At 73.1% G+C, this 13,266-nt stretch carries 10 protein-coding genes; 5 read left to right on the top strand and 5 right to left on the bottom strand.

Annotated elements, in window-relative coordinates; translation table 11 throughout:
* Nucleotides 1–147: 147 nt before the first annotated feature.
* The 5 genes from OO52_RS15390 to OO52_RS15370 all read right to left on the bottom strand — a co-directional run bounded on the left by OO52_RS15390 (nucleotide 148) and on the right by OO52_RS15370 (nucleotide 5,824).
* Entirely contained in the window at nucleotides 148–1,458 is a 1,311-nt protein-coding gene (locus OO52_RS15390) for a DUF58 domain-containing protein (RefSeq protein WP_030651792.1), read from the bottom strand.
* Nucleotides 1,458–2,450: an AAA family ATPase gene (locus tag OO52_RS15385; protein WP_030651791.1), complete on the bottom strand. Its 993-nt coding sequence runs from the start codon at nucleotides 2,448–2,450 to the stop codon at nucleotides 1,458–1,460. The genes OO52_RS15390 and OO52_RS15385 overlap by 1 nt, the downstream gene beginning before the upstream one ends.
* Nucleotides 2,447–3,643 carry a DUF4350 domain-containing protein gene (locus OO52_RS15380; protein WP_030651789.1) on the bottom strand — a complete coding sequence of 399 codons (1,197 nt, stop codon included), beginning with the start codon at nucleotides 3,641–3,643 and terminating at the stop codon, nucleotides 2,447–2,449. Before OO52_RS15380 ends, OO52_RS15385 begins: the two co-directional genes overlap by 4 nt.
* Nucleotides 3,640–4,299: a DUF4129 domain-containing protein gene (locus tag OO52_RS15375; RefSeq protein ID WP_037630123.1), complete on the bottom strand. Its 660-nt coding sequence runs from the start codon at nucleotides 4,297–4,299 to the stop codon at nucleotides 3,640–3,642. The genes OO52_RS15380 and OO52_RS15375 overlap by 4 nt, the downstream gene beginning before the upstream one ends.
* A gap of 133 nt (nucleotides 4,300–4,432) precedes the next feature.
* Nucleotides 4,433–5,824 carry a proline-rich domain-containing protein gene (locus OO52_RS15370; RefSeq protein ID WP_030651774.1) on the bottom strand — a complete coding sequence of 464 codons (1,392 nt, stop codon included), beginning with the start codon at nucleotides 5,822–5,824 and terminating at the stop codon, nucleotides 4,433–4,435.
* A gap of 140 nt (nucleotides 5,825–5,964) precedes the next feature.
* Here OO52_RS15370 and mtnA point away from each other — a divergent pair, with 140 nt between their 5' ends.
* The 5 genes from mtnA (at nucleotide 5,965) to OO52_RS15345 (ending at nucleotide 13,103) form a co-directional block, all read left to right on the top strand.
* Complete coding sequence (gene mtnA / locus OO52_RS15365) at nucleotides 5,965–7,110, top strand: S-methyl-5-thioribose-1-phosphate isomerase (protein WP_030651771.1); 1,146 nt, start codon at nucleotides 5,965–5,967, stop codon at nucleotides 7,108–7,110.
* A gap of 117 nt (nucleotides 7,111–7,227) precedes the next feature.
* The gene (gene mtrA, locus OO52_RS15360; RefSeq protein WP_191870552.1) at nucleotides 7,228–7,917 is read left to right on the top strand and encodes a two-component system response regulator MtrA; all 690 of its coding nucleotides are present in this window, start codon (nucleotides 7,228–7,230) and stop codon (nucleotides 7,915–7,917) included.
* 1 nt (nucleotide 7,918) lies between these two features.
* The gene (gene mtrB / locus OO52_RS15355) at nucleotides 7,919–10,030 is read left to right on the top strand and encodes an MtrAB system histidine kinase MtrB (protein WP_030651769.1); all 2,112 of its coding nucleotides are present in this window, start codon (nucleotides 7,919–7,921) and stop codon (nucleotides 10,028–10,030) included.
* Nucleotides 10,020–11,852 (top strand): LpqB family beta-propeller domain-containing protein, encoded by a 1,833-nt coding sequence (locus tag OO52_RS15350; RefSeq protein WP_030651768.1) that lies wholly within the window; start codon nucleotides 10,020–10,022, stop codon nucleotides 11,850–11,852. Before mtrB ends, OO52_RS15350 begins: the two co-directional genes overlap by 11 nt.
* Nucleotides 11,853–12,191: 339 nt before the next feature.
* Entirely contained in the window at nucleotides 12,192–13,103 is a 912-nt protein-coding gene (locus OO52_RS15345; protein ID WP_030651767.1) for a ComF family protein, read from the top strand.
* Nucleotides 13,104–13,266: the final 163 nt, after the last annotated feature.

Here is a 13,266-nt window from a genome sequence, read left to right as displayed (position 1 = left end):
CGCCGATGGTACTGCAGGGGGGACCCTGTGGGAGAGTAGGACGCCGCCGAACAATTTTTGAGGAAACCCCCGCACTTCGGTGCGGGGGTTTTCTGCGTTCAGGGATCGTTCGGAGTCCCCGAGGGGACACCGACGGGCCGAAGTCTTTCAGAGCCGGCCCGCCGCTTTGAGAGCCAGATAAGCATCCGCGAGCGCCGGCGCCAGATCCTCCGGAGTCGCGTCCACCACCGTCACCCCATGACGGCGGAGCTGCTCGGCAGTGCGTCGACGCTCGTTCTGCGCCTGAGCCGCCGCCGCTGCTTCGTACACCGCCTCCGTGTTACCCCGGGCCTGCGCCATACGGGCAATGTGCGGATCTGCCACTGAGGCGACCAGGACAGTGTGGCGCTGAGTGAGTTGTGGGAGCACGGGAAGCAGACCCTGCTCCACCGGAGCCGCGTCCAGCGTCGTGAGGAGCACGATCAGGGAGCGGCGGGGCGCGGTGCGGAGCACGGTGGCGGTGAGACCGCGAGCGTCGGTCTCGACGAGTTCCGGTTCGAGTGTCGCCATCGCGTTGACCAGGGAAGGCAGCACATCGCCTGCCGCGCGGCCCTGGACCAGGGCGCGGACCCGGCGGTCGTAGGCCAGCAGTGCCACGCGGTCGCCTGCGCGCGAGGCGAGAGCCGCGAGCAGCAGGGCCGCGTCCATGGAGGCGTCCAGGCGTGGGGCGTCGCCCACCCGGCCCGCCGAGGTACGGCCGGTGTCCAGGACGAGCAGGATGTGCCGGTCGCGTTCGGGGCGCCAGGTGCGGACGGCGACGGCGGACTGCCGGGCCGTGGCTCGCCAGTCGATCGAGCGGGTGTCGTCACCGGGGACGTACTCGCGGAGGCTGTCGAACTCCGTTCCCTCCCCGCGGGTCAGCACGCTGGTGCGGCCGTCGAGTTCGCGCAATCGGGCGAGTTTCGACGGCAGGTGCTTGCGGCTGGTGAACGGGGGCAGAACCCGTACTGTCCAGGGGACCTTGTGGGCGCCCTGGCGGGAGAAGAGTCCGAGGGGGCCGTACGAGCGGATCGTCACGCGGTCGGCCTGGCGGTCGCCGCGGCGGGTGGGGCGCAGTCGGGTCGTCACGCGTCGGCGTTCGCCCGGTGGCACGGTCAGCCGGTGCCGGGAGGCGTCGATCTCCGTGCCTGGCTGCCAGCCGCTGGGTGGCCACGCGTCCCGGAGCCGTGCCCGCAGCGGACGGCGCGACGGGTTCGTGACCGTGAGGGTGACGTCGGCCGTGTCGCCGAGACGGGTGGAGGTGTCGCCGGAGCGGGTCAGCTGGAGGCGGCGTACCGGCGCGGCCAGTGCGTAGTCGCAGGCGCAGGCCAGGGCCAGCGGGCCGTTGACCGCCAGGATGCCCGTCCAGCTCGGTTCCAGGACGCCGACGGGGATCGAGCCGAGGGCCGCGAGGAGGGCGGCGCGTCCGGTGAGTGCCATCAGCGGGGGACCGGGACGTGGGTCAGGATGGCGTTGATGACCGAGTCGGCGGTCACGCCTTCCATTTCGGCCTCGGGACGCAGTTGGATCCGGTGGCGCAGCGTCGGCAGGGCCAGGGCCTTCACGTCGTCGGGGATGACGTAGTCGCGACCGGTCAGCCAGGCCCAGGCGCGCGAGGTGGCGAGCAGGGCGGTGGCGCCGCGCGGGGAGACGCCCAGGGTGAGGGAGGGCGACTCTCGGGTGGCGCGGCAGATGTCCACGACGTAGGCGGTGATCTCGGGGGAGACGGTCGTCTTGGCGACCGCGGCGCGGGCCGCCTCCAGGTCGGCGGGTCCGGCGACCGGGCGTACGCCGGCGGCGCGCAGGTCGCGCGGGTTGAACCCCGACGCGTGCCGGGTGAGGACGTCGATCTCGTCCTGCCGGGAGGGCAGAGGGATCGTCAGTTTGAGGAGGAAGCGGTCCAGTTGGGCTTCGGGGAGGGGGTAGGTGCCCTCGTACTCGACGGGGTTCTGCGTCGCGGCCACGAGGAACGGCTCGGGGAGCGGGCGGGGGGTGCCGTCGACCGTGACCTGGCGTTCCTCCATGGCCTCCAGCAGGGACGACTGGGTCTTGGGCGGGGTGCGGTTGATCTCGTCCGCGAGGAGGAGGTTGGTGAAGACCGGGCCGGGCTGGAAGGAGAACTCCGCGGTGCGGGTGTCGTAGACGAGGGAGCCGGTCACGTCGCTCGGCATCAGGTCGGGGGTGAACTGGATGCGTTTGGTGTCGAGTTCGAGTGCGGATGCGAGGGCGCGGACGAGCAACGTTTTGGCGACCCCGGGGACTCCTTCAAGTAGTACGTGTCCGCGGCAGAGGAGGGCGACGACGAGGCCGGTCACGGCGGGGTCCTGGCCGACCACGGCTTTGGCGATCTCGGCGCGCAGGGCTTCCAGGGAGGCCCGGGCGGTGCCCGCGTCCCGGCTCTGCCCGGCGTTGTCAGTGGTCGGGTCCGTCATGAACGGCGTACCTCTCTTTCGAGGGCGTCGAGTTGGTCGGTGAGAGCGATGAGAGCCGCGTCGTCGCCGGGCGGCGGTCCGAAGAGGAGGGAGTGCAGGGCCTGTCCGTCGCCGGCGAGGTGGGTGGACAGGGCGGGAAGCAGGGCCTCGGGCGTGTGCGCCTGGGTGACGGGAACGCCGACGAGGGGGGCGAGGCGGGTGCGGGTGGCTGAGCGAAGAGCGGCGGCGGCGCGGTCGCGGGCGTTGGCGTTGCGGTAGAGGCGGGCGCGGCCTTCGGCGGTCTCGGAGGCGCGGATCGCGACGGGGAGATTCTCGGGCACGAGGGGGCCGAAGCGGCGTGCCCGCCAGAAGGCGGCGAGGACGGCCGCGATGAACAGCTGCAGGGTGGCCCAGAGCCATCCCGAAGGAAGCAGGTCGAGGAAGCTCTTCCGCTCGCCGTTCTCGGTGGCGGAGGCGTCGGACAGCGAGGGGAGGTACCAGACCAGATGGGGGCGGGAGCCGAGGAGTTGAAGGGCGAGCGAGGCGTTGCCCTGCTCGTCGAGGCGGTCGTTGTAGAGGATGTCGGGCGCGCCGAGCACGATGGTGTCACCGCCTCCGGAGACCGCGGGGACGCGCAGGAGGGTGGCGAGGCGTTCGCTGGGGTAGCAGGAGTCGGCGTCGAGGCGGGTGGTGGTGTAGCGGACGCCACCGGTGTCGGCGGGGCCCGCGCGCCGGGCCTCGGGGAGCGTGCAGTCCGGGTCGAGGGTGGAGCTGTCGCTGGTGGCGGGGTCCGCGGCGACTCCGGGCGCGAGCCGTTCGACGGACCAGCTGCCGGCCGCGACGAGGACGGTCCGCCCGCCGGAGGAGGCGGTCGCGGCGTGCAACCGGGTCTGCTGGCGGTGGGTCAGCAGGTCGGGTACGGCGACGAGCAGGGTGGTGTCCGGGCCGGTGGCGGCGCGGGCCGCACCCAGGGTGGTGACCACGCGGGTGGAGACGCCCCGCTCGGCGAGGAGTTGGGCGACGGCGCGGCTGCCGTAGGGGTCGGTGGAGCGCGGGTCCAGTTCGCCGTGCCGAGTGGTGGAGCGTACGGCGGCCATGGCGACGGCCGCGGCCAGGAGCAGGACGACGGCGAGTGCGATGCCCCGTGTCCGGGTCCACACCTGGCGGCCGGTGGGCGCGGTGGAGGTGGCCCTCGGGGTGGCCTCGATGGTCACTCGGCGGCCCCCTGGCGGGTGTTCCGGGCCTTGGTGGTGGCGTCTGCGGGGCTGTTGGCGAGGGCAGGCCGGGTGTGTTCCAGGTCGCGGTCGAGTTCGGCGAGGCGGTGGTACGACGGCTCGCCGGCCGTGCGCCCGCCGTATGTGACGTCGTCGAACGCATGGGCGGCGGCGCGCAGGCGGTCCGTGTGCGCGGGGAGGACGCGTCCGGCCTCGGCGGCTGCTTCGTCGGCGGTGCGGCCGGGGCGTACGTCGAGCAGGGCCCGTTCCTCCAGGGAGCGGACGAGGGCCCGCATGCGTTCCTGGACGGCCTGGTTCCAGTGGCCCTGGGCCGCGTGGGCCTCGCTGGCGGCGCGGTGTTCGGCGGCGCTGCGGGGGCGCTCGTCGAACAGGACGGCGGCCGAGGTGGGCCGGCGGCGGGGGGTGCCCAGGCGCCACCACAGGGCGGCCAGGACGGCGGCGGCGAACAGGACGACGACGACCAGGCCCACCGTGCCGCCGGGGGTCGCCGAGGCGGCCGTGCCGAGAGCCCGGTCCAGCCAGTCCCAGAAGGCGTTCAGGGCGCGCTGGAGCAGGCTGGGGTCGTTCTCGTGGTACATCCCCTTGGACAGCTCGCGCCGGGCCGCCTCGCGTGCGGGATCGCGTCCGATGGTCACCGGTGGCTCGTCTCCCGAGCCACCGGACGCCAGCACGACCCGGTTTGTCGCACGCAGCAGCCGACACGCGGCCGTGGTGCCGGCGCCCGGTGGGACCGCCGCCGTGAGAACTCCCCCCGTGAGGCTCACCGCATCAGCTCCCGGGGACGCGGCCGGGGACGCCGGTGCTGTAGCCCTGGACGCCGGCGGCGCGGGCCAGTTCGAGGTCGAGGGCCTCGCGGCGGATGCGCTGGTCGATGTAGAGGAGCACGGTGACGCCGGCGCTGATCGGAAGGGTGAGCGTGGTGCCGATCAGGGAGCCGATGCCCCGGATGATCAGGAACGCCCAGCCGACGTGTCCGCCGCTGGTGCCGAGGAAGTCGTCCATGCCGTCACCGCTGACGGCGGCGCCGATGAGGGCGAAGGGGATGGTGACGATCGCCGAGACGATGTTGGCGATGAGCCAGGCGAGCAGCTGGATGCCGAAGACGCGCCACCAGGAGCCGCGCACCAGCTTGGCGGAGCGGCTCATGGCCTTGGTGACGCTCTGGCGTTCCAGCATCAGGGCGGGAGCGGCCAGGTAGTAGCGGATGGCCAGCCACACCGCGACGACGACGGCTCCGAGGATGCCCAGGGCGAACAGGGCGGCCCCGCCGGCGTCGCTGCCGCCGCTCAGCAGTACCAGGAAGCCGGGCAGTGCGCCGACGACGATCACTCCGATGGTGATCAGGCCGAGCAGGATGAGCAGTCCGGCCAGCCTCGGGATCTGCGGTCGGGCCTCGCGCCAGGCCTCGCCGGTGCTGACCGGCTTGCCGAGCACGGCGCGGCTGGTGATGGTCGTGAGCAGGGCGGTGGCGACGATGACGGCGGCTGCGGAGATCACCGTGACGATGCCGGTGCCGATCATGGAATCGCGCAGGGACTGGTAGGCGTCGTCGAGGGTGGCGGTCCGGCCGTCGAGCGAGGTGCGCGCGAGGGCGTCGTTGACGAAGAAGCCCTGGACGAGGACCAGGCAGGTGTCCGTGACGACGGCGACGGCCAGCGCGATGCCGAGGACCGTGCGCCAGTAGGTGCGCATGGTGGAAACGGCACCGTCGAGGATCTCGCCGACGCCGAGCGGGCGCAGCGGGATGACGCCGGGCTTGGCCGCCGGCGGGGGACCTCCCCAGCCGCCGCCCCAGGCGGGGTAGCCGGCCGGGGTGCCGTAACCGCCGCCGTAGCCGGGAGGGGGGCCGCCGTATCCGCCGCCGGGGACACCGTAGCCGCCGGGGCCGCCGGGCTGCGGGCCGCCCCAGCCCGGGCCGGGGGGTGGGGGCGGTGGGGCCTGGTCGGGGCTGGGGGCACCGGTGGGCGCGGACCACTGGCCGGCCGGCGGCTGCTCCTTGGACCACTTCGAGCCTGGGCCCTGCGGGTCCGAGCCCGGCTGTGGCGCGGGTTCGGTGGGGCCGGGGCGGTTCGCGGGCTCGGCGGGGCCGGACGCACCGGGTTCCCGCCCCTCGGACGACGGGGCGGATCCGGGCGAGGCCCAGCCCGGAGTGTCAGTCATCGAAGCTCCTTCTCGGTGCCCGTCCGCGGTCGCGGCGGCAGGTTGGCAGCCATCGTGCCATGGGCTGGTCACCGGGGGACCGGCCGCGGTGGGGGCTGGACTCCTTCAATTGTCCGCCGGATCCGGGGCAGACTGACGGCATGGTTGATCAGCAGGCGCGAACCGGCGGGGACAAGCGGCCGACCGAGATACCGGCGATCCGATGGGAGGAACCCCCAGAAGGTCCCGTACTGGTCCTTCTTGATCAGACGAGGCTTCCGGCCGAAGAGGTCGAGTTGGTGTGCACGGACGCGGCGGCGCTGGTGGAGGCGATCCGTTCGCTCGCCGTGCGGGGCGCGCCGCTGCTCGGGATCGCGGGGGCGTACGGCGTCGCGCTCGCCGCCGCGCGGGGCTTCGACGTGGCCGAGGCCGCGCGGGCACTGGAAGAGGCCAGGCCCACCGCGGTGAACCTGTCCGTCGGGGTGCGCCGGGCGCAGGCCGCGCACCAGGCGGCGCTGGCCCGGACCGGAGACCCCACCGCGGCCGCCGTGGCGGCGCTGGCCGCGGCGCGGGCGCTGCACCAGGAGGATGCCGAGGCCAGCGCGCGGATGGCGGCCCATGGTCTGGCGCTGCTGGACGAGCTGCTGCCCGCGGGCGGGCACCGGATCCTGACCCACTGCAACACCGGGTCGCTGGTGTCGGGCGGGGAGGGCACGGCCTTCGCGGTGGCCCTCGCCGCGCACCGGGCGGGCCGGCTGCGGCGGCTGTGGGTGGACGAGACGCGTCCGCTGCTGCAGGGCGCTCGCCTGACGGCGTACGAAGCGGCCCGCAGCGGTATGGCGTACACCCTGCTCACGGACAACGCGGCGGGTTCCCTGTTCGCGGCGGGTGAGGTGGACGCGGTGCTGATCGGAGCGGACCGGATCGCGGCCGACGGTTCGGTGGCGAACAAGGTGGGGAGCTATCCGCTCGCCGTGCTCGCCCGGTACCACCATGTGCCGTTCATCGTGGTGGCGCCGCTGACGACGGTCGACCCGGACACTCCCGACGGGGCCTCCATCGAGGTCGAGCAGCGTCCCGGCTTCGAGGTGACCGAGGTGGCGGCGCCGCAGGCGGCGGGAGCGGCGGGCGGGATTCCGGTGGCACCGCTGGGGACGCAGGCGTACAACCCGGCGTTCGACGTGACCCCGCCCGAGCTGGTGACGGCGATCGTCACCGAGGAGGGAGCGGTCTCGCCCGTGACGGCCGAGGCGCTTGCGGAACTGTGCGCCCGGCCCCCGGCCGGGGCTCCGCCGGCGTCGAGCTGACACCGGTGCCCGGCATCGCCGTCGACGACAGGGGCAGACAGTGACGGCTCCGTACGACTATCGTCACCGGCCAGTGACCTCCCTCACCAGGGCGCCTGTCGCTGTTATGAGAATGGGATGATGTCGTTTATGAAGGGACGAGTCCTTGTCGTCGACGACGACACCGCACTGGCCGAGATGCTCGGCATCGTGCTGCGTGGTGAAGGTTTTGAGCCGTCTTTCGTAGCCGACGGCGACAAGGCGCTTGCCGCTTTCCGTGAGACGAAGCCCGATCTGGTGCTGCTCGACCTGATGCTGCCCGGACGGGACGGCATCGAGGTGTGCCGGCTGATCCGGGCGGAGTCCGGTGTGCCGATCGTGATGCTCACGGCCAAGAGCGACACCGTCGACGTCGTCGTGGGCCTGGAGTCGGGCGCCGACGACTACATCGTCAAGCCGTTCAAGCCGAAGGAGCTGGTGGCCCGGATCCGGGCGCGGCTGCGGAGGTCGGAGGAACCGGCGCCGGAGCAGCTCACCATCGGTGACCTGGTCATCGATGTCGCCGGGCACTCGGTGAAGCGGGACGGGCAGTCGATAGCGCTGACCCCGCTGGAGTTCGACCTGCTGGTCGCGCTCGCGCGCAAGCCCTGGCAGGTGTTCACCCGTGAGGTGCTGCTGGAGCAGGTGTGGGGCTACCGGCACGCGGCCGACACGCGGCTCGTCAACGTGCATGTCCAGCGGCTGCGCTCCAAGGTCGAGAAGGACCCGGAGCGGCCGGAGATCGTGGTGACCGTCCGTGGTGTCGGTTACAAGGCGGGACCGAGCTGACGTGTCCGGGGACAGCGCCGCTTCGGCTCCCGGCGGTTCTGGGGCCCGTCCGGGGCGGTCTGTCGGCCGGCCGGCGGCGGGTGCGCGCCTGCGGGCGCTGTTCGACGGCGGGCTGCTCGAGGGCGGAGTCCAGGGCAGCCCGGTCCTTCGCCTGTTCCTGCGCTGGGTGCGCCGTCCGCTGCTGCCGGTGATGCGGCTGTGGCGGCGCAACATCCAGCTCAGGGTCGTCGCCACCACCCTGCTGATGTCGCTGGGTGTCGTGCTGCTGCTGGGCTTCGTCGTGATCGGGCAGGTGCGCAACGGCCTGCTCGACGCGAAGGTCAAGGCGTCGCAGAGCCAGGCCACGGGAGGGTTCGCGGTGGCCAAGCAGAAGGCCGACGAGGCGGTCGGCGGGGCCGGTGCGGGCACCGGTGACGGCACGGCGACCGGGGACGGGCGGCAGTCGCAGAACGTCATCCAGTGGATGAGCGACCTTGTGGAGTCGCTGTCCAGTGGCGGCGCGGGAGCCTTCGACGTGGTGACGCTGCCCGTGGGCGACGACAGCGGCGGCGGTCGCAGCCCGCGCGGCTCCGGGAACGTGAACCCGACCTCCAGCGTGCCCGCCGCCCTGCGCGAGCGGGTCAACAGCGGTACGTCGGCCGTCCAGAGCAACACGCGGATCGTCTACTACGGCGGCAAGGACTCGCAGCCGGGGCTCGTCATCGGCAAGCAGGTCAACGACCCCAACGGCCGCCCGTACGAGCTGTACTACCTCTTCCCGCTCACGCAGGAGGAGAAGTCCCTGAGCCTGGTCAAGGGCACGCTCGCCACCGCCGGGCTGTTCGTCGTCGTCCTGCTCGGCGCCATCGCCTGGCTGGTGGTGCGGCAGGTCGTCACGCCGGTGCGGATGGCGGCCGGGATCGCGGAGCGGTTGTCGGCCGGACGGCTGCAGGAGCGGATGAAGGTCACCGGCGAGGACGACATCGCGCGCCTGGGCGAGGCCTTCAACAAGATGGCGCAGAACCTGCAGGGCAAGATCCAGCAGCTGGAAGATCTGTCGCGGATGCAGCGGCGGTTCGTCTCCGACGTCTCGCACGAGCTGCGCACCCCGCTGACCACCGTCCGGATGGCCGCCGACGTCATCCACGAGGCGCGCGAGGACTTCGACCCGGTCACCGCGCGGTCGGCCGAGCTGCTCGCCGACCAGCTGGACCGGTTCGAGTCGCTGCTCGCCGACCTGCTGGAGATCAGTCGTTTCGACGCCGGGGCGGCGGCGCTGGAGGCCGAGCCGATAGACCTCAGGGAGGTCGTCCGGCGGGTGGTGAGCGGTGCCGAGCCGCTCGCCGAGCGCAAGGGCACGCACATACGGGTCCGCGGCGACCAGCAGCCCATCGTCGCCGAGGCGGACGCCCGGCGCGTGGAGCGGATTCTGCGCAACCTCGTCGTCAACGCCGTCGAGCACGGCGAGGGCAAGGACGTCGTGGTCAAGCTGGCCGCCGCGGGCGGAGCCGTGGCCATCGCGGTGCGGGACTACGGCGTGGGCCTGAAGCCGGGTGAGGCGACCCGGGTCTTCAGCCGCTTCTGGCGGGCCGACCCGGCACGCGCGCGTACCACCGGCGGCACCGGCCTCGGGCTGTCGATCGCCCTGGAGGACGCGCGGCTGCACGGCGGCTGGCTGCAGGCCTGGGGCGAGCCGGGCGGCGGCTCCCAGTTCCGGCTGACGCTGCCCAGGACCGCGGACGAGCCACTGCGGGGCTCGCCGATCCCGCTGGAGCCCAAGGACTCCCGCCGCAACCGCGGCCTCGACGTCGCCGGTCTGCCCAGGGCGGGCGAGGAGAAGCGGGCGACCGTTCCGGTGCAGCAGAACGGCGCCCAGGCGCCCTCGCTGCCGCCACGGGCGGAGATCGCGCCGCGGCTTGCCACGGCCACCCCGGCCGTCGACCCGACCGCCCTGCCCGGCAACGGCAACGGCGCGCGCGTCGTGCCCCGGCCCACCGCCGGCGCCCGGCGTCCGGGCGACGGGCTCGCCGCACGTCCGGCGCCCGGCGCGAGCGCGGGCCGGCCGGACGCCGCCACGCCGGAGGACTCGACCGAGGACTCGACCGAGCCAGGGGAGGTATTTCGTGGCCGCTGACCGCGAGGGGGGCGCGCGGCGGCGGTCGTGGCGCGTGGTGGCGTACGCCGCCCTGGGTGTCGTACTGCTGGCCGGTTGTGCCTCGATGCCCGACAGCGGGGACCTGAGGGATGTGGAGTCCACGCCGCGGCAGGACACCGGGGTCCGGGTGTTCGCCATGCCGCCGGCCGACGGCGCCGGTCCGGGCGAGATCATGCAGGGTTTCCTGGAGGCGCTGACCAGTGACGACCCGGGGTACGACACCGCGCGCAAGTACCTGACGGCCGACGCGGCCCGCACCTGGCGGCCCGAGCAGTCGACCACCGTCCTCGCGAACGGGCCGACCATCGAGACGGACTGCCGGTCGGGCGGCCGGGAGGAGACCAACAGCGTCACGTGTGTGCTGGCCGGCAGCCAGGTCGCCACCGTCGACGCGCAGCAGGCCTATCAGCCCGCCGACGGGACCTACCGCAAGAAGCTGCACCTCGTGAAGGACGCGAAGAACGGGCAGTGGCGCATCGACGGGCTGCCCGACGGGGTCGTCATGGGCAAGTCGGACTTCCAGCGGAACTACAGGTCCGTCGACAAGTACTACTTCGCCTCCAACGCGTCCGTCGGGGAGAGCGGGCAGCCGGCGGCGGTCGCCGACCCGGTGTTCGTGCGCAGCAAGGTGGACCCGATGACCCAGCTGGTCCGATCGCTGCTGAAGGGACCCACCACCTGGCTCGGACCGGTGGTCAGGTCGAGCTTCCCGACCGGTACGGCATTGCAGAAGGGCGCGTCCGGGCTGGCGCCGGACGACCAGAACAAGCTGACGGTGCCGCTGAACCTCAAGCCGTCCCGGGTGGCGCCCGGGAAGTGCACCGAGATGGCGACGCAGATGCTGTTCACCCTGCGGAACCTGGCGCCGACGCTGGAATCCGTGGAGCTGCTGGGGACCGGCGGCGACCGGTTGTGCGAACTGAGGGAGGAGCGCGCCGAGGACGTCGCCTGGCACGGGTCGTCCAAGCGTCCCGAGTACCTGTACTTCCTCGACGGCAAGCACCGGATGGTACGGATGCAGACCGGGAGCACCGGGACGACGTCCATGCCGGTGCCGGGTCCGCTGGGCGAGGGCGGCAGGGGGCTGCAGTCGGTGGCGGTGTCGCGGGACGAGCACACCGCGGCCGCGGTCGGCGACGAGGGCAGAACGCTGTACGTGACGTCGCTGGCGTCGGACGGATCGCTCGGCGAGCCGCTGGTGTCCAGCGCCGGTACGACCCCCGACCACCGGCTCGCCACCCCGAGCTGGGACGCCCGCGGCGACCTGTGGGTGGCCGACCGTGACCCGCACCGGCCGCGCCTGTTCGTCCTGGAGCAGGGCGCCGACAAACCGGAGCCGGTCGCCGTCCCGGACCTGTCCGGTCAGATCAAGGACGCGCGGGTGGCCGCCGACGGGGCGCGGATCGCGCTGGTCGTGGAGAAGGACGGCAAGCAGTCCCTGTTCATCGGGCGCATTCAGCGCGACGACGGAACCGGGCAGGGCATCTCGGTGGACGGACTGCGGTCGGCGGCACCGGACCTGGAGCAGATCAGCGCCATCTCCTGGGCCGGGGACAGCAGGCTGCTGGTCGTCGGGCAGGAGCAGGGGGGCGTGCAGCAGATGCGGTACGTCCAGGTCGACGGCTCCACCCTGGACGGCCCGGCACCGGGCGCGCTCACCAGCGTCAAGGCGATCGCCGCGTCCGAGGACGAGCGGGTGCCACTGGTCGCCTACTCGGAGGACGGGGTCGTGCGACTGCCGTCCGGGGCGCAGTGGCAGAAGGTCGACAAGGACGGGTCGGCGCCGGTCTATCCGGGCTGATCAGACGGCAGCCGGCGGTGACGGCGCCCGGTCCGGGACGGTCGCCAGTGGTCGGGTGGCGAGGGTCCGGTCCGGGAGCGGGGCACCTGCCAGTCAGAGCAGGGGGCCCGCCTCCCGACGGAGAGCAGGGCACGCGCCTCCCGACGGCTGCCAGTTGCCGGGCGGCGAGTGGGCCTGTCTGAGAGCAGGACACCCGCCTCGCCGTAGCCCTGCGCCACGCCCGGTCACCTCGCGCTGCACCGCGCCCCGGTCACCCGCCCTGGACCGTGCGCCGAGTTGTCCACAGGGCGTTGTCCACAGGGGTGGCAGGCCCGCGGTCGCGTTGGCACAGTGGTGATCATGCGGGGGTGGTGGCAGGACCTCACCGACCTGGTGCTGCCGGCCGACTGCGCGGGCTGCGGCGCACCTCGTACGGCGCTCTGCCCGCGGTGCCGGGCCGCGCTGCACGGGAGCGCGGCGCGGCGGGTGTGGCCGGTGCCGGAGCCGGCCGGGCTGCCGGTGGTGCACGCGGTGGCCCCCTACGCGGCGGAGGTGCGCACGCTGTTGCTCGCGCACAAGGAACGGGGCGCGCTGACGCTCACGGGAGCGCTGGGCACGGCGCTGGCGGGGGCCGTGCGGTCGAGCCTCGGCGCGGACGGCGGTGCCGGTGTCCGTCCGGGCGGCGGTGCCTACGTCGGCGCCGGGCCGGTCGGGCCCGCCCGGTGGCCGGGGTGCGGGCCCGTGCTGCTGGTTCCCGTGCCCTCCGCCCGGTGGGCCGTGCGGGCGCGTGGGCACGATCCGGTGCGGCGGATGGCGCTCGCGGCGGCCGGGGAACTGCGGCGCACCGGGACGCCGGCCCGGGTGGCGGCCGTGCTGCGCCAGCGGCGGGCCGTGGCCGACCAGGCGGGGCTGGACGCGCGCCACCGCCTGGCGAACCTCGCCGGGGCGCTGGAGGTGAGTCCGGGAGGCGGACGGCTGCTCGGCGTCGGCCGTGTCGTGCTCGTCGACGACCTGATGACGACGGGCGCCAGTCTCGCGGAGGCGGCGCGGGCCCTGCGGGAGGCGGCCGTGCCCCGTCGTGAGGCCAAGAGGGCCGTGTATGAGGCCACAACTCGGGAAGGTAGGGAGGAACAACGGATCGGTGCGCCGCAGGAGAGAAGGGAGTCGGTGCATAGTGCACCGGAAAAGGCGGCGCCGAACGCCCTGCGGCGGATCCTCCATGCCGCCGTGATCGCGGCTCCTCGCGATTCTTTCGAAATGAACAGGAACTGATCGTCAACTTGCATCGTTCCAGCTAGTGACAGGGGTAATTCACCTGAATGGAGGTACGCCGCAGTAGAGGGTGACGACATCCGTCCGGGCGAGATATGTTCGGGTGTGAGGAAAGGCGCAGGCCACACCTCTCATATCCGAATGCCGTGCTGCGGGTTTTCCA

Source organism: Streptomyces flaveolus (assembly GCF_000716535.1).
GTDB lineage: Bacteria > Actinomycetota > Actinomycetes > Streptomycetales > Streptomycetaceae > Streptomyces > Streptomyces flaveolus_A.
Note: the sequence above shows the minus strand (reverse complement) of the source record. Positions and strands in the feature narration are given on the sequence as shown.

What these genes read in the sequence shown, in the direction of transcription:
- OO52_RS15385 (WP_030651791.1), bottom strand. Translation starts at nt 2,450, where the DNA reads ATGACGGACCCGACCACTGACAACGCCGGGCAGAGCCGGGACGCGGGC.
- OO52_RS15390 (WP_030651792.1), bottom strand. Translation starts at nt 1,458, where the DNA reads ATGGCACTCACCGGACGCGCCGCCCTCCTCGCGGCCCTCGGCTCGATC.
- OO52_RS15370 (WP_030651774.1), bottom strand. Translation starts at nt 5,824, where the DNA reads ATGACTGACACTCCGGGCTGGGCCTCGCCCGGATCCGCCCCGTCGTCC.
- mtnA (WP_030651771.1), top strand. Translation starts at nt 5,965, where the DNA reads ATGGTTGATCAGCAGGCGCGAACCGGCGGGGACAAGCGGCCGACCGAG.
- OO52_RS15345 (WP_030651767.1), top strand. Translation starts at nt 12,192, where the DNA reads ATGCGGGGGTGGTGGCAGGACCTCACCGACCTGGTGCTGCCGGCCGAC.
- mtrA (WP_191870552.1), top strand. Translation starts at nt 7,228, where the DNA reads ATGATGTCGTTTATGAAGGGACGAGTCCTTGTCGTCGACGACGACACC.